Annotated in this window: 10 protein-coding genes; 5 read left to right on the forward strand and 5 right to left on the reverse strand. The window is 72.0% G+C overall.

What is annotated here, in order from left to right:
- Positions 1 to 3 precede the first annotated feature (3 nt).
- Entirely contained in the window at positions 4 to 4,320 is a 4,317-nt protein-coding gene (locus MFF64_RS08735; protein WP_238190454.1) for a translocation/assembly module TamB domain-containing protein, read from the reverse strand.
- Positions 4,321 to 6,336, reverse strand: a complete 2,016-nt coding sequence (locus MFF64_RS08740; RefSeq protein WP_238190456.1) for an autotransporter assembly complex protein TamA — start codon at positions 6,334 to 6,336, stop codon at positions 4,321 to 4,323. It lies immediately after the preceding gene.
- A gap of 409 nt (positions 6,337 to 6,745) precedes the next feature.
- Here MFF64_RS08740 and MFF64_RS08745 point away from each other — a divergent pair, with 409 nt between their 5' ends.
- Complete coding sequence (locus MFF64_RS08745) at positions 6,746 to 7,642, forward strand: histone deacetylase family protein (protein ID WP_099903546.1); 897 nt, start codon at positions 6,746 to 6,748, stop codon at positions 7,640 to 7,642.
- Positions 7,643 to 7,717: 75 nt separating this feature from the next.
- Complete coding sequence (locus tag MFF64_RS08750) at positions 7,718 to 7,852, forward strand: TFIIS helical bundle-like domain containing protein (RefSeq protein WP_099903544.1); 135 nt, start codon at positions 7,718 to 7,720, stop codon at positions 7,850 to 7,852.
- 379 nt (positions 7,853 to 8,231) lie between these two features.
- On the opposite strand, the gene MFF64_RS08755 is transcribed toward MFF64_RS08750, so the two are convergent.
- On the reverse strand, positions 8,232 to 9,110 hold the full coding sequence (locus MFF64_RS08755; RefSeq protein ID WP_099903542.1) for a DUF6925 family protein: 879 nt from the start codon (positions 9,108 to 9,110) through the stop codon (positions 8,232 to 8,234).
- Between the two features lie 87 nt (positions 9,111 to 9,197).
- Between MFF64_RS08755 and MFF64_RS08760 the strand changes: the two genes are divergently transcribed.
- Positions 9,198 to 9,977: a DUF502 domain-containing protein gene (locus MFF64_RS08760; RefSeq protein ID WP_238190458.1), complete on the forward strand. Its 780-nt coding sequence runs from the start codon at positions 9,198 to 9,200 to the stop codon at positions 9,975 to 9,977.
- 318 nt (positions 9,978 to 10,295) lie between these two features.
- Positions 10,296 to 12,446 carry a TonB-dependent receptor gene (locus MFF64_RS08765; protein WP_438823060.1) on the forward strand — a complete coding sequence of 717 codons (2,151 nt, stop codon included), beginning with the start codon at positions 10,296 to 10,298 and terminating at the stop codon, positions 12,444 to 12,446.
- A gap of 264 nt (positions 12,447 to 12,710) precedes the next feature.
- Here MFF64_RS08765 and mfd read toward each other — a convergent pair whose 3' ends face one another.
- Together mfd and MFF64_RS08775 are read right to left on the reverse strand one after the other, a co-directional pair.
- Positions 12,711 to 16,313 carry a transcription-repair coupling factor gene (gene mfd / locus MFF64_RS08770; RefSeq protein WP_099899140.1) on the reverse strand — a complete coding sequence of 1,201 codons (3,603 nt, stop codon included), beginning with the start codon at positions 16,311 to 16,313 and terminating at the stop codon, positions 12,711 to 12,713.
- A gap of 278 nt (positions 16,314 to 16,591) precedes the next feature.
- The gene (locus tag MFF64_RS08775) at positions 16,592 to 16,888 is read right to left on the reverse strand and encodes an FAD assembly factor SdhE (RefSeq protein ID WP_099899142.1); all 297 of its coding nucleotides are present in this window, start codon (positions 16,886 to 16,888) and stop codon (positions 16,592 to 16,594) included.
- Positions 16,889 to 17,068: 180 nt separating this feature from the next.
- Here MFF64_RS08775 and recG point away from each other — a divergent pair, with 180 nt between their 5' ends.
- A complete protein-coding gene (gene recG / locus MFF64_RS08780; protein WP_238190460.1) occupies positions 17,069 to 19,183 on the forward strand; it encodes an ATP-dependent DNA helicase RecG in 2,115 nt (704 codons plus the stop codon).
- The last annotated feature ends 37 nt before the right edge of the window (positions 19,184 to 19,220 follow it).

Below are 19,220 nucleotides of genomic sequence, written 5' to 3' on the forward strand. Positions count from 1 at the left end.
GGCTCAATACTCCCACTCCGCCCCCACCCCCACGGCCGTGCGCCCATCCGCCCCGGCCTCGCCTTGCACCTTGATCCGCCCGGTCACGTCGTAGGTGATGGTCGCGGCGCTGTCCTCCGGCCGGGCGCCGGCGCGCACGCCGACATCGACGCGCTCGCTCAGCGCCCGCGACAGGCCGACCGCCGCGCCGCCCTTCGCTCCGGCCTGGATGTCGAGGCTGTCGAGGCCCAGCCCCTTGCGGGCGCTCTCGAACACGTCGGGCCCGCCGGCGCCGCCGGAGAGCTGGGCGACGGCCTGCGCCAGTTGCAGCGCCTGGAACGGCGACAGGCCGCCGGAGGCCTTCTTGAACAGGAGGCGCGACAGCACCTCGTCCTGCGGCAGTGGCGGTTCGGAGGAGATCGCGAAGTCGGGCTGGTTCGCCGGGCCGGTGACGGCGATCTTGGCGGTGACGTCGCCGGCCTGGGACTGGGCCAGGAAGTCGAGATCCGGCGCCGTGAGATCACCCGCGAAGGTCAGGCGGCCGCGGGTGAAATCGAGGCGCTGGCCGACGATCTGGATCCGGCCGCGGCGCATCGCGAAGGCGCCGTTCGCCACCGGCGCGGCCGAGGTGCCGGTGAGGCGGAGATTCCCGCCGAGCTCCGCGTCGATGCCGCGGCCGCGCACGGTGATGCGGCCGGGAGCGTTCACCGCGACGTCGAGGGTGGCGAGGAAGGGCGGGGTCCTGGCCCCGCGGCGGGATGCCGCGTCGCGCTTCGCCCGGGCGGCGAGGCGGGCCCGGGTCTGCGGCGGCGCGTTGACGTGGCGGATGCCGGGCAGGGGCTGCACTGTCGCGGGCAGGCGGTCGGGCACCGAGACGTCGAGGGAGACGACGTCGACCTGGCCCGTGACCCGGGGGGTGCGGGCGAGCGGCCCGGTCAGCGACAGGTTGAGGCCGGTGATCAGCGTCATCAGCGGGCTCGAGACCAGCTCGGCCCGATCGGCCCGGATGGTCAGGTTGCCCGGAAAGCCCGCCGCCGGCTCGACGGCCACGCGCCCCTGCGCCTGCAGGGTGCCGCCGTTGCGGGTGGCGGCGGTCAGGCGCTCGATCACGATCGTGTCGCCGCGGCCGGTCACGCGACCCTGGATGTCGGTGAGGCGCACGCCCTGGAGCGGATCGGTGAAGCTGCCGCCGGTGAGGACCGCCGAACCCTCGACCCGCGGTGCCTGGAGCGTGCCGCCGATCCCGGCATCGAGCGCGACCCGGCCGGTCAGGCGCTGGCCGCCCGCCGCCAGCATCGTGTTGGCGAGCGCGGCATCGAGCGTGCCGCGGGTGCGCAAGGCGAGGGTGCCGCCGGTCTCGACCGGCAGCGAACCGGAGAGGGTGAGCTGCAGCCCGCGGCCGGCCGTCACCGTGCCATCGAAGCCGGCGCGGCCGTCGTCGATCCGGCCGGAGGCCCTGGCGTCGATCGGCGGCAGACCGGCGGAGCGGGTCTCGGGCGTCACGAGGCGCGTGAGGCTCAGGGCGTAGCGCCCCTCAGGGCTCGCGGCCGGGCCGGCGAGCACGGCCTCGCCGTCGAGGGTGCCGGAGAGGCTGAGGCTCGGGGCGGCGATGCGGGCCATCGCGAGCGGCAGGCTCCTGAGGCCGAACCGCAGGTCGAGGGTCTGGCCGATCGTGCCGTCGAGGCTGGCCCGGCCGGAGCCGGCGGCGATAGCGAGGCCGGCGACCGTCACGCCCTCGTCGCGGAAGGTGATCGTCGCCGGGCCGGCGAGCGCCAATCGGTCGGCCCCGCGCACGGCGCCGAGGCGAGAGAGGTCGAGGCGCGCAGGCCCGGCCGGGACCAGCCGTGCGGCACCGTCGAGGGCGAAGCCCCGGGCCCGGGCCTGGAGCACGAGGTCGCTGCCGTCCGGCGCGGGCTTGGCGTCGAGGCGGATGGCCTCGATCGTCTCAGGCCCGGCGACGAGCCGGTCGGCATTGAGCCGGCCGGAGACCCGGGGGCTCGTCCAGAGGTCGGTGCCGTTCAGGTCGGCGTCGAGGCGCGAGAGCGCCACGCCGGCCCCCCGCACGCCGTCGCCGGTCGCCCGCATCCGGGCATCCTGCCGGCCGCCGGCGCGGCTCAGAGAGATCGCGGCGTCGAGGCGTCCCTGGAGACGGGTGAGCGCCAGGGCCGAGAGATCGTCGAGGTCGCCGGCCTTCAGGGACACCTCGCCCTCGGCGAGGCGCGACGCCGGATCGACCGCGGCGCGGCCCGCGAGGCTGACCGAGCCGAGCGTGAAGGCCAACCGATCGAGCAGCCAGTCGGCGTCGCGGCGGGCGAGATGGAGGTCGCCGGCGAGCGGCTTGCCGTCGACCCGGCCTGACAGGGACAACGTCCCGTCGAGGGCGCCGGTGGCGTCGGCGATCGTCGCCCGCGCAGCGAGGTCGCGGACCGGACGGCCCATGGCGCGCGCCTCCGGCGCCGCCAGGGTCAGGGCGAGGTCGGGGCGCTCGAGGGACCCGGTGAGGCGGGCCTCCAGCCCGGCCCGGCCGGCGAGTTCGGGGTCGAGGGTCGCGAGGTCGGTGAGGTCGACCCGGCCGGTCATGTCGGCCTTGGTCTCGGTGGCGCGGCCATCGACCGTGGCGGTCACGGCGTGCCCGGTCAGGCGCGCGGCCTGGACGGCGTAGCCGTCGGGGAGCCGGGTCAGGCGGCCGGCGAAGCGGGGCTCGCGGCCGAGCGTCCGGTCGAGGGCAGGGGTGCCGAGAGACAGCCTCTCGGTGCTGGCCTCGACATCGGCGGTGACGCCGGCCCGGCCGGGATCGCCGGAGAGCAGGGCCTTGAGCGCGACGCGGCCGCCGAGCGGCCGGCCGGCGGCGAGGGAGAAGGCGGCGAGGTCGGGCAGGTCCGCCTGGAGCGTGCCCGCCACCACGTCGCGGCCGATCCGGCCGGCATAGCGGGCGCTCGCTGTCGGCGCCTCGATGGTCACGGCGTCGAGATCGGCGACGCCGTTCGGGTCGATCCGGCCGGCGAGGCGGAACGACGCCTTGGGGCCGATCGCCCGCCGCAGGGCCGGGTCGGCGAGGTGGAGGCCGTCGACGTCGGCGTTTGCGGCGAGGCGAAACGACTGCCCCTCCGGCTGGCGCGGCAGCGGCTCGGCGACGAGATCGGCGCTCGCCCGGCCGAGGCGGCTGCCCGCGGCCGACAGGCCGGCGGCCCGCAGGGTCCCGCGCACGGCGGGGGCGTCGAGGGGGCCTTTGAGGCTCGCGTCGAGCACCAGGGCTTCGAGGGTCGCGTCGCCGGCCTTGGTGACGCCGCCCTCGGTCGGCAGGGCGCGGGCCTGGAGGGTCAGGTCGGCTTTGCGGGCCGCGTCGACCCCGCCGTTCAGCGCCAGCCGCGCGGTGCGGGATGTCAGCTCGAACCGGTCGACCCGCACCGCGCCGTCATCGACGAAGCGGAGATGGCCGTCGAGGCGGGTGGTGCCGGCGAAGACCGCCGCGAGCGGCCCGGGCATCAGGCCCTCGACCCGCGAGGCGAGGTCGAGCGCCATGCGTCGCTCCGCCCCGGCCCGGTCGATGCGGGCCTTGCCGTCGGCGCCGATGCCCTCGCCGGCCTGGAAAGCCAGGGTGGCGTTCCAGGAATCGAGCGTGCCGCGGCCGTCGAGATCGAGGCTCACCGGCGGCAGTCCCGGCAGGTTCATCAGCCGCGCCGCGAGGCCGCCGGCCGGCTCGTCATGGGCGAGCTTCAACTCCAGGCGGCTGGTGTCCGGCACGTAGGCGAGCTTGAGGGTGACGGTGCCGGGCTTGTCGAGGCGGCGCAGGCCGAAGCCGAGATCGAGGCCCTCGCGCGGGTCGCCGAGGGTGGCCTGACCGGCCCCGGCGATGCGGGCGGCCTCGCCGAGCACCGGCTCGCCGAGGACGAGGTCGCTCAACGCGAAGGCCTTGACCACCACCTTGACCGGCAGCTCGGGCAGCAGCGCGTCCTTGTCCTGCGACGGCGGGGCGGCGGAGGGCAGGGGCCGGCGCAACACCTCGAGGCGTCCGATCTCGAGCCGGTCGATCTCCAGGCGCCGGGAGAGCAAGGCCGTGCGCCGCCAGATCAGCCGGGCCTTGTCGAGGCGCAGCCAGACGCCGTTGCGGTCGGCGATGGCGACGTCGCGGATCGTCGCGTCGGAGGAGAGCGCCCCGTCGACGGCGCCGATCGAGACGCGGGAGGTCGGGGTCGAGAGGGCACGGGACAGGAGGTCGCCGAGGATCGTGGTCTCGCCCTCCGCCGCCTCGCCGGTGGCGGCGTGGCCGAGCCAGGCCAGCGCCAGAAGGGCAACGGCGATGGCGGCGGTGAAGAGGCGCGAGACCCGCAACGGCATCATTCAGAAGGCCTGACCGAGGCTGATATAGAGGGCGACCGGCGGCTGCTTGAGCTGCTTGTCGGGGTTCAGCGGCACCGCGAGATCGACCCGGATCGGGCCGATGCCGGTGTAGTAGCGAAGGCCCAGGCCCGCCGCGACGCGGATGCGCTCGTCGAAATCGGGCAGGGTGCCGGCGAACGCCGTGCCGGCATCGACGAAGGGCACGATGCCGATCGTGTCGGTGATCTTGATCCGGCCCTCGATCGAGCCCTCGAGCAGCGAGCGCCCGCCGATCGGCAGCTGGTAGGGGCCGATCGGCCCGACGGTGCGGTACGAGTAGCCCCGGATCGAGCCGCCGCCGCCGGCGAAGAAGCGGAGCGAAGCCGGAATGTCGGCGAGGTTCGCCCCGCTGACCGAGCCGAAGCCGAGGCGCGCCGCCACGATGTAGCGGGCCTCGTCGTCGAAGGCGTAGTAGGTCGACCCTTGAGCCTTGGCGATCAAGAGGTCCGGGCTGTTGCCGAGCCCCGCATAGGGGGTGAGCGAGGCGGTGACGCGAAAGCCCTTCGTCGGGTCGAGCAGGCTGTCGGTCGAATCGTAGGTGACGCCGGCATTGAGGCCGAGCAAGCCGTAATCGACCCGGCCGAGGGCGTCCCGGTCGGAGCCGACCCGGCCGTCGATGCCGACCTGGGCCGAGAAGGCGTCGGCGAAGCGGTGACGGATCGCGACCGTGCCGCCGGTGGCGTCGCTGAGATAGGATTGCTGCACCTCGCGGCCGATGAAGGCGCTGGCGAGGAGGTCGTTGCGGGTGCCGAACAAGGCGGGCTTGACGAAGGTGGCGGCGAGCCGGCCGCCGAGCCCGTTGGTCTCGATGCCGGCGAGCTTGCGGCGGCGGGCGTAGTAGTCGGTGCCGAGGCCGAGATAGGACAGGTCGGCGTCGATCCGCAGGGTCTCGCCGCCGCCGAACAGGTTGCGGTCGGCCCAGTAGGCGCGCACGCCGGGCCCGTCCACGGTGGAGTAGCGCGCCGAGACGCCGACGATGTGTGGCGTGCGCTCGGTCACGTCGACGAAGACCGGCAGCGTACCGTCGGGATCGAGGGCCGTGCCCTCCCGCACCCGCACGCCGCCGAGCGCCTCGATGCGCGAGACCGAGCGGCGGATGTCGGTGAGCGCCTGCGGCGAGTAGGGATCGCCCGGCTCGGCGTAGATGAAGGAGCGCACCACCGCCGGGTCGAGGTTCTTCGTACCCCGCACCGTGACGGTGCCGAGAGCCGCCTTCGGCCCCGGATCGACCACGAAGGTCACGTCCATGGCGCGGGCGGCGTGGTCGACCACCGGGTCGCGTCGCAGCACCTTGGCGAAGGGGTGGCCCTCGCGGCGGAACTGGTCGACGAGGGCCGCCTCGCGGGCGAGCACCGTCGACGAGCGGGCCGGCACGTCGTCGCCAAGGCGGGTGAGGCGGGCCGGCACGGCCTCCGGCGGGAACGGCACGCCCGCGGGGTCGAGCACCGTGATGCTCCGCAGGTGGTAGAGCGGGCCCTGGTCGACGGAGATCCGCACCGCGACGAGGCTGCGGTTGCGCGCGGCCTCGGCGGCGCGCACGGCGCTGCGGGCGGCGGCGTCGCCCCCGAGCACCACGTCCTCGATGCGGAAGCTCACCGTGCCGGCATAGTAGCCGAAGCCCCAGAGCGCATCGACGAGGCGGGGCGCGTCGGCCTCGGCCCGGCGCAGCAGGCCCTCGCCGTCCGGCGGCGCGTCGTTGCGCAGGCGATAGAGGCTCGACGTGTCCTGGAGCGCGCGCAGCAGGTCCTCGTCCTCGACACCCTGGAAGCGGACCGCGTAGGGCAGGGCGGCCGGGCTCGGGGCCGGCGGCGCCTCGTCGGAGTTGAACAGGCCGAACAGGTCGAAGGCGCGCGCCGGCTCCGCCGGCCCGAGGCCGAGCGCGAGGCCGAGCCCGAGAGCTCTTGCGACTCCAGCCCCTGCCACTCCCGCTGACGGACGCGCTCCTGGCGCCCCGCGACGTTCGACCCGATCCCGCATGCCCCCCGGCCGTGCTTGCACGCCCCGCCCTCTCGGGCGAGCCTGAGAAAACTCTTCACGCCCGTGGCGCGCCTCGTGTCCGCCTGCCGGCGGATCCGACAGTCGCGGGCTCCCGCCCAGCGATCCTGCGACCCCGTTACGGGTCTTCTTACCCAAGGGTCGAGGGAATTCGTGTCCAAACCGTGATCGTGCGTCGCCCCGATCACGGGACAAGCTAGAGCATAAACCGTCGGAAAGGGAGCCTGAGCGGGCCCGGCGCATCGGTTGGACCGGGACGATGCAGCGGGCTAACCCTCTGGCATCGGCGAAGAGATCGTCGCTGCCCGCGGCGCGGGGTCGCGCCTGCTTGCCGCCGGGCCGGCGCGTTGAGCGTGTCCATCCCGTCCCCGCTGTCCACAGGGTCGATTGCATGGTCCCGGTCGTGTTCCATCCGGCCTACGAGGCCCCGCTGCCGGAGGGCCACCGCTTCCCGATGGGCAAGTACGGCCGCCTGGCCGCCGCGATCGAGGCGCGCGGCCTGGTGCCGGAGGGCTTCGTGACGCCCGAACCCGCGAGCCCCGACCTGATCCGCCTCGCGCATGACGGAATGTACGTCGAGCAGGTCGTCACCGGCACGGTGTCGCGGGCGGTCGAGCGGGCGATCGGCCTGCCGGTCGATGCCGGGGTGGCGCGACGCTCGCTCGCCGCCTGCGGCGGCACGCTGCTGGCCGCGCGGCTGGCCCTCCAGGGTGGGCTCGCCGGCAGCACCGCGGGCGGCAGCCACCACGGAAGGCGGGAGGCGGGCCGGGGGTTCTGCGTGTTCAACGACGTTGCAGTGGCGGCACTCGCGCTCAAGCGCGAGGGCACGATCCGCCGGGCGCTCGTGATCGACCTCGACGTGCACCAGGGCGACGGCACCGCCGATTGCCTGCGGGACGAGCCCGACCTGTTCACCTTCTCGATGCATGCCGAGAAGAACTACCCCACCGACAAGGTACCGGGCGACCTCGATGTCGGCCTGCCCGACGGGCTGACCGACGACGACTACCTGGCGGCGCTCGCCCTCCACGTGCCGCGCCTCATCGACGCGCAGCGCCCGGACCTGGTGTTCTACAATGCCGGCGTCGATCCCCACCGCGACGACCGCCTCGGCCGCCTGGCGCTCACCGATGAGGGCCTGCGCCGCCGCGAGGCTTACGTGGTCGGCGAGGCGTACCGGCGCGGCATCCCGCTGGTCGCGGTGATCGGCGGCGGCTACGCCACCGACATCGAGGCGCTCGCGGCCCGTCACGCCCTGGTCTTCGAGGCGATGGCGGAACGGGCGTGAGCGGGGTCCGGAACGGCCCAGGCTGTTCGGCCGTTGACTCCCTGAGACCTCACGCCAGCACATTCGGAGGATACGATGAGCCTCATCGGTCGGATCGTCACCAAGATCCTGGGGAACGACGACCCCCGCACCCGCCCCGACGACCGTGCTCAATACAACGATTCGGGCAATCTCGTCGGCCGCCTCGTCACCAAGATCCTGCGGCGCTGACGCGACGGTCCCGCGATCCCGATGCGACACCCCCGCCGACGCCGGCGGGGGTGTCGCCGTTTTGGCGGCCGCGATCGTTCGGGAGAAAAGCCACCGCCGGTGCGCTTTCGCACTTGCGAACGCCGCCCGGGCGCCTATCTTCTGCGGTGCACGGTCGCGACGGCGTCGCGGCCCTGCAGCCCTCTTTGGGCGTTTCCTCCCTAGACTTCGGGCCACCCGCAAGGGTGGCCTTTTTTCTTTGTCTCGGGGGTGTTCTGCGCCAGAGCGCGCATCTCGAGGGCATCTCGCTCATCTCACCTACGACCTCGGGACGAGGTCGAGGATCGGGACGGGAAAGACCCGGTCCGCTACCAGTCTGATCGTATCGAAGCCGACGGTCTCACGACGAAGCCAGATACCGCCGCTGCGCCCGCGCCACCCGAGTCACCGCCCGCGCGGCCCGCGTGTCCGGCACAGCCATCGCCTCTCCGGCGAGGATGCCGGCCTTGAGCGCGACGAGAGCCGGATCACCCCATCGCGCCAGCCAGTCCGCGAAGACGCCATGGCGACCGAGATCGTAACCGCTCTCCGTCCACGGATGGGGCGGGTGCAGATGGATCACCGGGGCGAGGCCCGCTGGGATCGGGGCCGTGGCGGCGTGCAGGCGGCCGAGGCGCAGCAGCTTGTCGAACCAGTGCGCGCGCGGCCCCGGATGCGTGTCGGGCAGGACGACCTCGATGCGGTCGCCGCCCGATGCCGCGATGAGCGTCGCCCCGAGCCTCGACAGACGCTCCCAGAGAACGGCGTCGGCTGGGCGGCCGCAGGCATCGCGCAGAATCGGGACGGCAGCGCCCCGCCCCCGCGCGAGGAGTCGGGCTTGGCGCAGCGGCAGGCCGAGGCAGAACGACACCCCGTCCCGATCCTCGGAGCGCGCCGCCCCGTCGTCGCGGCCGAGTTCGCTCACCACCGGGGCGGGGCAGGACGGCAGGCGGGAGAGCGGCCGGCACAGGGCCAGCGCCTGGCTCCACGCATCACCGCCGAGCGCCGTCTCGTAGGCCACCGGCACGAGGGCGCAGGCCTCCCCCAGCACCAGGGCGCCACGGGGCGTGACGAGGCCGGGGCGACCGTCGAAAGGGCCGTCCGCCGGCTCGTCGGCATCGCGCCGGAAGGTGGCGCCCGCCCCGTAGCCGCCGAGGCTCCAGGTCACCGCCGGATCGGCCAGGGCCTGACGCAGGACCGTCCGCAAAGCGGCCGGGTCCGGCCGCGGCCAAGCCGACAAAGGGTCTTCCCCGCCTTGAGCGCAGCGCAGCAAACCGCTACCTCTTCGGGGGCAGGGGTCGCCTGCCCGGGTCGAGAATCGCAGATCGTGTCGGAAACCTCGCCGTTGATCCCCGATCCGGACCCGCCGGCCACCCGCAAGCGGGTCAGCGTCCGCGGTCGCCTGCGGAACTACTTCTTCACCGGCGTGATCGTCGCCGGCCCGCTGGCGATCACGATCTACATCACCTGGTGGTGCATCAGCCTGATCGACGGCTGGGTCAAGCCGCTGGTGCCGTCGGCCTACCTGCCGGACCATTACCTGCCGTTCAGCGTTCCGGGCCTCGGCCTCGTCATCGCCTTCGTGGCGCTGACGACGCTCGGCGCGCTCACCGCCAACCTCGTCGGCCGCTCGGTGGTCGAGTTCGGCGAGGTGCTGCTCGCCCGCACGCCTGTGATCTCGGGCCTCTATCGCGGCTTGCGACAGGTCTTCGAGACGCTGTTCTCGACCAGCGGCACCTCGTTCCGCACCGTCGGCCTGGTCGAGTTCCCGGTGAAGGGCACCTGGTCGATCGTGTTCCTGTCGGCCCCGGCCGGGCCCGACGTGCAGTCGGCGCTCGGGGCCGAGCACGACCATGTCGGCGTCTTCCTGCCCTGTGCCCCGAATCCCACCACCGGGTTCTTCTTCTACCTGCCCCGGTCCGAGGTGATCGAGCTGTCCATCAGCGTCGACGATGCCGCCAAGCTGGTGATGTCGGCCGGGGTGATCCAGCCGGAGGACCCGCAGACGCGCCTGCAGGCGATGGCGACGGGCCTGCGCGCCGCGCAGGTCGGACCGGCACAGGCCGGACCGGCGACGATGCCGGCGCGGGACCGGCTGGACGCCTGATCCCCCCACGTCCGGGACACGCGCGGCAATCCGCCGGACACGGTGGCGCCGCAACCATGATGCATTTCGGCAACATTCGCGCCGGTCTGCCGCGGCCACGCTTCCTGGAGCGATTGCAAGCTGAGGGCAGGAGCGCAGTGCGGCCAAGCGCTTCGCCGGCTCATCACGACTTCACCTTATAACAGATAAAAACAGATCCTGTTTGTTTCCGGCAGTCGCGCCGTTGCGAAACTGGTCGGCCGCTGTCAAGGCGGCAAGGTCTCGCGAGAACAGGGCGCCCCTTGCGAGACGATAATCCTATCTCTCGGAAGACCCACCATGACGAAGCCGGCCGCGCACGCCCGCGCCACCCTGTTGCTCGCCACCACGATGCTGGCGCCCGCCGCGGCCCTCGCGCAGCCGCTCCCGCCCGAGGGCGAGCTCGCGCTTGAGGCGATCGACGTCGCCGGGCTGAAGGCTGGAAGCGCCCGCGGCGACACGGTCGGCTACCTCACCCGGCGCACGGCCTCGGCGACTCGCACCGACACGCCGCTGATCAATACGCCGCAATCGGTCACCGTGGTGACGCAAGCGCAGATCCGCGACCAGGGCTTCCAGAGTCTCACCGAGGCGATCCGCTACGTGCCGGGGGTGATCCCGCACCAGGGCGAGGGCAACCGCGACGACGTCGTGATCCGCGGCCAGCGCTCCAACGCCGATTTCTACGTCAACGGCATCCGCGACGACGTGCAGTACTTCCGCGACCTGTACAACATCGAGCGGATCGAGGTGCTGAAAGGCCCGAACGCGATGATCTTCGGCCGCGGCGGCGGCGGCGGCGTCATCAACCGGGTGCTGAAGGAGGCCGATGGGGTGCCGATCCGCGAGATCGTCGCCCAGGGCGGGGCGTTCGACAACAAGCGCCTGGCCCTCGACATCGGCGACCGGTTCTCGGACAGCGCGTTCTTCCGCCTCAACGGCGTCGTCGAGGACACCGGCACCTACCGCGACTTCGGCCATATCCGCCGCTACGGCATCAACCCGACCGGGACGCTGCTGCTCGGGCCCGACACGGTGCTGAAGCTTTCCTACGAGTATTTCCACGACGACCGCGTCACCGATCGCGGCATCCCCTCGCAGTTCGGCCGGCCCTACCGCTACCGTGACAACACCCGGACCTTCTTCGGCAACCCGGACCTGAGCTACGCCCGGGTCGACGCCCACATCGCCACCGCCACCCTCGACCACCGCTTCGACTCCGGCGTGCAGCTGCACAGCCAGCTGCGCTTCGCCGACTACGACAAGTTCTACCAGAACGTCTTTCCGGGCAGTGCCGTCAACGCCGCCGGCACCAGCATGACCCTGAGCGCCTACAACAACGCCACGCCACGGACGAACTACTTCAGCCAGAACGACTTCACCTACAAGTTCGCCACCGGCCCGCTCGGCCATACCCTGCTCGGCGGCTTCGAACTCGGCTACCAGACCGGATTGGCCTTCCGGCAGGACGGCTTCTTCGCGACCAGCGGCACGCAATCCCTGGTGGTGAACCCGCTCTCGCCGGTCTCGCGGGTGCCGGTGAACTTCCGTTACAACGGCGGCAACAACAGCCGCTACGACCTCGGCCTCGCCGCGGCCTACGTCCAGGATCAGGTCGAGATCGGCCCGCATCTGCAGCTGATCGGCGGCCTGCGCTACGACCATTTCGACTTCGCGGCGACCGACCGCGGCACCCGGGTGACCACCGCGCGCATCGACGACCTGGTCTCGCCGCGGGCCGGCTTCGTGGTGAAGCCGTGGGAGAACCTGGCCTTCTACGGCAGCTACAGCGTCTCCTACCTGCCCTCGTCCGGCGACCAGTTCTCCTCCCTGACCCCGGGTCTCTCGATCGCCGTGCCGGAGCGGTTCGAGAACCGCGAGATCGGCGTGAAGTGGGACGCCTCGCCGGTGCTCCAGCTCACGGCTGCGCTCTACGACCTCGACCGCTACAACCAGCGCTTCGCCGACCCGAACCGGCCCGGCTACTTCCTCACCACCGGCCAGACCAACACCAAGGGCGCCGAGATCGGCGCCAACGGCTTCATCACCGACTGGTGGCAGATCGCCGGCGGCTACGCCTTCACCGATGCCCGGATCGTCAGCAACTTCAGCTCCGGCTCGACCGTGATCCGCACCGGCAACACCGTCGCGCTGGTGCCGTTCAACGCCATCACCCTCTGGAACAAGTTCGCCATCACGCCCGAATTCGCGGTCGGCGTCGGCGTCATCAACCAGACCCACACCTTCGCGTCGTCCGACAACACCGTGCGCCTGCCGAGCGTCACCCGCTTCGATCTCGGCCTGTTCTACCAGGTGTCGGAGGCGGTGCGGGCGCAGGTGAACATCGAGAACCTGTTCGACCGGCGCTACATCGCGACCGCGGACGCCAACAACAACATCACCCCGGGCGCCTCGCGCACGGTGCGGGTGCAGGTGATCGCGCGGTTCTGAGGGCGCCCTCCCGTTCGGCGGATCGTCGCCCGGGATTTCCCTTCGGCGTGCCGTGACGGACGGCGTGGCGGGACGTGCTGGCCCTCTGGGACGAGCACGCCCAAAAGCTGATCGGCTTCTCAAGATTGCGGACGCTTCAGGCGGCCTGACACGGGGGCGGCGCGTCCGGCCGCGCGCCCGCCATCGTGCTGGACCCTCCAACGGATCCCGCATGGTTCCGAGCTTTGGCACGGTGGCGCGGGACCGTTACCGTCCCCGCGCCTCTCATGCCGCCTTCTTCCTCGTGATCAGCTTCACCAGATCGCGCAGGATCGCCGTCGTCTCCTTCAGCCGCTCGGCGACCGTGGCGAGATCGCGGATGAAGACCACGCTCATGTCGGGGCGCACCTTGGCGAAGGAGCGCTGGTCGGCGATGTAGCCGGCGAGCTTGGCCGGGTTGGCGAAGGCGCGATCGCGGAAGTGCATGACGATGCCCTTCGGACCGGCCTCGACCTTCTCGACGTTGGTCTCCCGGCACAGGATCTTGATCGTCACGATCTTCAGGAGCTGCTCGACCTCCGGCGGCATCGGGCCGAAGCGGTCGATCAGCTCGGCGCCGAAGCTCTCGAGTTCCGCGTCGTTCTCCAGCGTCGCGAGGCGGCGGTAGAGGCCGAGCCGCACCGACAGGTCGGCGACGTACTCCTCCGGCATGGTGACCGGGGCGCCGAGCGCGATGGTCGGCGACCATTGCTCGTCGGTCGGCAGGGTGTTGCCGGACTTGAGCGCCGCGACCGCGTCCTCCAGCATCTGCTGGTAGAGCTCGTAGCCGACCTCCTTGACGTGGCCGGACTGCTCGTCGCCGAGCAGGTTGCCGGCGCCGCGGATGTCGAGGTCGTGGCTGGCGAGCTGGAAGCCTGCCCCGAGCGTGTCGAGGGATTGCAGCACGGAGAGGCGCCGCTCGGCCTGCACCGTCAGGGTCTTGCCCTCGGGCGTGGTGAACAGCGCGTAGGCCCGGGCCTTGGAGCGGCCGACGCGGCCGCGCAGCTGGTAGAGCTGGGCGAGGCCGAACATGTCGGCGCGGTGGACGATCAGCGTGTTGGCGGTCGGGATGTCGAGGCCCGACTCGACGATCGTGGTGGCGAGCAGGATGTCGTACTGGCCCTCGTAGAAGGCCGTCATCACGTCCTCGAGCTGGCCCGCCGCCATCTGGCCGTGGGCCACCGCCACCTTGGCCTCGGGCACCTCGCGGTCGAGGAAGCGCTTGACCTCCTCCAGGTGCTCGATGCGCGGCACGACGTAGAAGGCCTGGCCGCCGCGATAGCGCTCGCGCAGCAGCGCCTCGCGGATCGACAGCGGGTCGAACGGCATCACGAAGGTGCGCACCGCGAGGCGATCGACCGGCGGCGTGGCGATGATCGAGAGTTCGCGCACCCCGGTCATGGCGAGCTGGAGCGTGCGCGGGATCGGCGTCGCCGACAGGGTCAGCACGTGGACTTCCGCCTTCAGAGCCTTCAGCCGCTCCTTGTGGGCGACGCCGAAATGCTGCTCCTCGTCGATGATGATGAGGCCGAGATCCTTGAAGGCGATGTTCTTCGCCAGCAGCGCGTGGGTGCCGACGACGATGTCGACCGAGCCGTCGGCCAGGCCCTCACGGACCTTCTTCAGCTCGGCGTTGCTGACGAAGCGGGAGGCCTGGGCGACGTTGACCGGCAGGCCCTTGAACCGCGCCTCGAAGGTGCGGGCGTGCTGGCGCGCGAGAAGCGTCGTCGGCACTACCACGGCGACCTGCTTGCCCGAGAGCGCGGTGACGAAGGCGGCGCGCAGCGCCACCTCGGTCTTGCCGAAGCCGACATCGCCGCAGACCAGCCGGTCCATCGGGCGGCCGGAGGTGAGGTCGCCGAGGGTGGCGGCGATGGCCGCCTCCTGGTCCTCGGTCTCCTCGTAGGGGAAGCGGGCGGCGAACTCGCCGTAGGTCCCTTCCGGCGGCGCCATCTTCGGCGCGGACTTGAGGAAGCGCTCGGCCGCGACCTTGATGAGGGCGCCGGCCATCTCCATGATCCGGCGCTTGAGCTTGGCCTTGCGCGCCTGCCAGGCCCCGCCGCCGAGCTTGTCGAGGGCGACGTCGGCGTCCTCCGAGCCGTAGCGGGTGAGAAGCTCGATGTTCTCGACCGGCAGCAGCAAGAGGCCGCCGCTGTACTGGATCTCCAGGCAATCGTGGGGTGCGCCCGCCGCCGTCACGGTCTTGAGGCCGACGAAGCGGCCGATGCCGTGGTCGGCATGGACCACGAGGTCGCCGGGCGCCAGCGCCTGCACCTCCAGGATCACGTCCTGGGGGCGCTTGGCCTTGCGCTTGGGCCGCACCAGCCGGTCGCCGAGGATGTCGCCCTCGGCCACCACGGCGAGCTGGCCGGCGGAGAAGCCCGCCTCCAGGCCCCAGACCGCGACGCCGATATCCTGACCGCGCTTCATCGCCAGGATGTCGGAGAGGCGGGTGATGCTCTTCGGCTTCGGCAGGCCGTGCTCGGTCAGGACGCCGCAGAGGCGGTCGCGCGAGCCCTCCGACCACGCCGCCAGGACGACGTGGTGCCCCGCTCCCTGCAAGTCGCGGACATGAGTGACCGCCGCATCGAAGACGTTGACGCCCTCCTGCGCCCGCTCGGGGGCGAAGTTGCGGCCGGGCACGCCCTCGCAATCGATCAGCCGTCGGCCGGGGACCTCCGGCACGTCGAAGGGGGCGAGGCGGGCGACCGTCGCGCCGTCGATGCGCTTCGCCCACTCGTTCGGCGAGAGGTAGAGCGCGTCGGGCTTCAGCGGCTTGTAGGGCGCGGTGCCGCTCTGGCGCTCCTTCAGGGCCTCGCAGCGGGCGTCGTAGTATTCCTGCACCTGGGACAGGCGCTCGGCCACCGCGTCGTCGACCTGATGGTCGAGGATCAGCGGCACGCCGGCGACGTAGTCGAACAGCGTGTCGAGGTGGTCGTAGAACAGCGGCATCCAGTGCTCGAGGCCGGCATAGCGCCGTCCCTCGCTGATCGTCTCGTAGAGCCGGTCGTCGCGGGTCGCAGCGCCGAAGGTCGTGACGTAGCCCTGGCGGAAGCGCCGGATCGTCTCGGTGGTGAGCTGCACCTCGCTCATCGGCACGAGGTCGAGGGAGCGCAGTTGCCCGATGGTGAGCTGGGTCTCGGGGTCGAAGGCGCGGATCGATTCGAGGGTGTCGCCGAAGAAGTCGAGGCGGACCGGATTGGCTAAGCCGGGCGGCGACAGATCGATGATGCCGCCGCGCACCGCGTACTCGCCGGTGTCGCGCACGGTGCCGGTGCGCAGGAAGCCGTTGGCCTCGAGCCAGGCGACGATCTGGTCGGTGTCGAGGGCGTTGCCGGGCGCGGCCGAGAAGGTCTCGACGGCGATGCGGGATTTGGGCGGCACCCGCTGCACCAGGGCGTTGACCGTGGTGGTGAGGATGCGCGGCTTCTCGGCCGAGGAGCGGGTGCGGGACAGCCGCGACAGGGCCGTCATGCGCTGCGCCGCGATGGCGGGATTGGGCGAGATCCGGTCGTAGGGCTGGCAGTCCCAGGCCGGGACGCTCATCACCTCGATCTCCGGCGCCACGAAGGCGAGCGCGCTGGCGAAGGCGGCCGAGCGGGTGCCGTCGCGGGCGACGTGGACCAGCACCGCCGGCCCTTCCGCCACTTGGGAGAGCGCCCGGGCGAGGTCGGCCACCACCAGGGCGTCGAACCCGTCCGGCACGCGCGCCAGCGTCGCGCTGTCGCCGGCCTTCAGCGCCTCCACCGCCCGGGTCAGGGCCGCGGATTTCGGCAGGGCGAAGCGGGCGACCGTGGGCTTCTTGGGCGGGACGGGCGGGGCGGGGGGCTTGGGAGCGGGCTTGGCCATCGGGTCTTGCGGAGTCTTCGAACAGGCGGGGCGTGGATGGAGTCGGTCGAGGTCGATCAACGCTTCAGGATGAAACGCGCAAACCCTCCCCCCTCTGCGGGGGAGGGTGCCCCACGAAGTGGGGCGGGAGAGGGGACGCTGCTTCCGGAGAGGTCGCGACCGTGGTGACGGGCGCCACCTGGATCAGCGTCGCGCTGCCCCTCTCCCGGCTCGCTCCGCTCGCCACCCTCCCCCGCGGAGGGGGGAGGGTTGACCCGTGCCTCACCGCGAAGCCTCTCTCACAGATCCACGGGCGCCCCGTTCTGATGGAACGCCTTCAACCGCCGAAAGACCGGCGTGTCGTAGTTCGACGGCGTCTCGGCCTCGTCGGTGATCCAGCGGAACAGGTCGCGGTCCGGCACCTCGATCAGGAGCTCGAAATCGTCGAGCTCGTCCTCGGTCAGGGTGCCGATCTCGGCATCGGCGAAGCGGCCCATGATCAGGTCCATCTCGCGGATGCCCCGGTGCCAGGAGCGGTAGAGGGTGCGGCGGCGGCGCGGATCGAGGTCGGCGCTGGTGCGGGTGGTGCCGGTCATCGCGAGACAAATCCTCGGGCTGGTCCGGTGCGGCTTTACCGCCCGGGGCGCGGGTGCGAAACCCTTCGCCTGATATGGGGCGTGAGGCGTGGGATGCGACACTCATTTGGCGAGCCGGCGCGCCCGCACCGGCCACGCCGTGGTGTATAGAGCCCCCGATTCCCCTCCGTTCCCGTCCCGATGTCGCTGCGTCCCTCCCTGCTCGATCCCCTGTTCGCCCCCGCGACCGTGCTGCCGGGGGCCGGTCCCAAGGTCGCCGTGCTGATCGACAAGCTCGTCGGCACGCCGGAGCGCCCGGCCCGGGTGGTCGACCTGCTGTTCCACCTGCCCCAGCGCGGCATCGCACGGCAGCTGCGCGGCTCGATCGCCGAGGCACCGCCCGGCGAGCCGGTGACGCTCGGCGTGACGGTGGTGGCGCACCGCCCGCCGCAGATGACGGGCGGGCGAAAGCCGTTCCGGGTGCTGGTCGAGGACCAGACCGGCGACATCACCCTGGTGTTCTTCAACCTGCCGCGAGCCCGCATCGAGAAGATGCTGCCCCTCGGCAGCCACCGCTACGTCTCCGGGCGGATCGAGCTCTGGGACGGCTTTCGCCAGATGGTGCATCCGTCCCGCATCCTCGACGAGAAGGGCCTGGCCGACCTGCCGGCGGTGGAGCCGATCTACGGCGCCACCGAGGGGCTGACCTCGCGGGCGATCGGCAAGCTCGCGGTCGCCGCCCTCGACCGGTTGCCGACACTCCCGGAGTGGCAGGACCGGTCCTGGCTCGACCGCCAGGGCTGGCCGGCCTTCGCCGATGCGCTCCGCACCGAGCACCGCCCGGCGGAGGCCGCCGAGACCGAGGAGGACCTGAAGACCCCGGCCCGACGTCGCCTCGCCTACGACGAATTGCTCGCCTCGCAGCTGGCGCTCGCGCTGGTGCGCAGCCGGATGCACCGCCCGCCGGGCCGCACCAATGTCGGCGACGGCACCCTGTCGCGACGGATCGAGGCGGCCCTGCCGTTCGGCCTCACCGGGGCGCAGACCCGGGCGCTGGCCGAGATCCGCGGCGACATGGGCTCGGACCGGCGCATGCTCCGCCTGCTCCAGGGCGATGTCGGCTCGGGCAAGACCGCGGTGGCGCTGCTGGCCATGGCCTCGGCGATCGAGGCCGGGCGCCAGGCGGCGATGATGGCGCCGACCGAGATCCTGGCTCGCCAGCACGCCGAGCGGCTGCGGCCGATGGTGGAGGAGGCGGGGTTGCGCCTCGCGCTGCTGACCGGTCGCGACCGGGTGGCGGAACGGCGCGCGACGCTCGCCGGCCTCGCCGACGGCTCGATCCATATCGTGGTCGGCACCCACGCCCTGTTCCAGGACGACGTGGCGTTCCACGATCTCGGCCTCGCGGTGGTGGACGAGCAGCACCGCTTCGGCGTGCACCAGCGCCTGGCGCTCGGGGGCAAGGGCGCGGCGGTCGACATCCTGGTGATGACCGCGACGCCGATTCCCCGCACCCTGGCGCTGACCTGTTTCGGCGACATGGAGGTCTCGGTCCTCGACGAGAAGCCGGCCGGCCGCCAGCCGATCAAGACGGTGCTGGTCTCGACCGACCGGGTCGAGGAGGTGGTGCTCGGTCTCGAGCGGGCGCTCGCCAAGGGCGACAGGGTCTACTGGATCTGCCCGCTGGTCGCCGAATCCGAGTACGTCGACCTCGCCGCCGCCGAGGAGCGTTTTTCGGCGCTCCGCGAGCGCTTCGGCGACGCGGTCGGGCTCGTCCACGGCAAGATGCCGGGCAAGGACAAGGACGAGGCGATGGAGCGTTTCGTCGTCGGCGACACCAAGATCCTGGTCTCGACCACGGTGGTGGAGGTCGGGGTGGACGTGCCGCAGGCCACCGTCATGGTGATCGAGCATGCCGAGCGCTTCGGCCTCGCGCAATTGCACCAGCTGCGCGGCCGGGTCGGTCGCGGCTCGGGCGCCTCGACCTGCCTGCTGCTGTTCAAGGGGCCGCTGGGCCAGGTGGCCCGAGCCCGGCTCGAGATGATGCGCGAGACCGAGGACGGCTTCCGCATCGCCGAGGAGGATCTGCGCCTGCGCGGCGAGGGCGAGGTGCTGGGCACCCGCCAATCCGGCCTCGCCGCGTTCCGCCTCGCCCGGCCGGAGGCGGACGGGGACCTGATCGTCGCGGCGCGCGACGACGCTCGGCTGACCGTCGAACGCGATCCGGGGCTCAAGTCGGAGCGTGGTCAGGCCTTGCGGGCGCTGCTCTACCTGTTCGAGCGGGATGCGGCGGTGAAGCTGCTGCAGGCGGGGTGAGATTGTCGGAGATCCAGAATCAAAGACCTACGCACAT

The sequence above is a fragment of the Methylobacterium frigidaeris genome, from assembly GCF_022179185.1.
In the GTDB taxonomy this organism is placed as follows: Bacteria; Pseudomonadota; Alphaproteobacteria; order Rhizobiales; family Beijerinckiaceae; genus Methylobacterium; species Methylobacterium frigidaeris.

Excerpts from the sequence above, each read along its gene's own strand:
- MFF64_RS08735 (WP_238190454.1), bottom strand. The coding sequence starts at position 4,320 with ATGATGCCGTTGCGGGTCTCGCGCCTCTTCACCGCCGCCATCGCCGTT.
- MFF64_RS08765 (WP_438823060.1), top strand. The coding sequence starts at position 10,296 with ATGACGAAGCCGGCCGCGCACGCCCGCGCCACCCTGTTGCTCGCCACC.
- MFF64_RS08775 (WP_099899142.1), bottom strand. The coding sequence starts at position 16,888 with ATGACCGGCACCACCCGCACCAGCGCCGACCTCGATCCGCGCCGCCGC.
- recG (WP_238190460.1), top strand. The coding sequence starts at position 17,069 with ATGTCGCTGCGTCCCTCCCTGCTCGATCCCCTGTTCGCCCCCGCGACC.
- MFF64_RS08750 (WP_099903544.1), top strand. The coding sequence starts at position 7,718 with ATGAGCCTCATCGGTCGGATCGTCACCAAGATCCTGGGGAACGACGAC.
- MFF64_RS08740 (WP_238190456.1), bottom strand. The coding sequence starts at position 6,336 with ATGCGGGATCGGGTCGAACGTCGCGGGGCGCCAGGAGCGCGTCCGTCA.
- MFF64_RS08745 (WP_099903546.1), top strand. The coding sequence starts at position 6,746 with ATGGTCCCGGTCGTGTTCCATCCGGCCTACGAGGCCCCGCTGCCGGAG.
- mfd (WP_099899140.1), bottom strand. The coding sequence starts at position 16,313 with ATGGCCAAGCCCGCTCCCAAGCCCCCCGCCCCGCCCGTCCCGCCCAAG.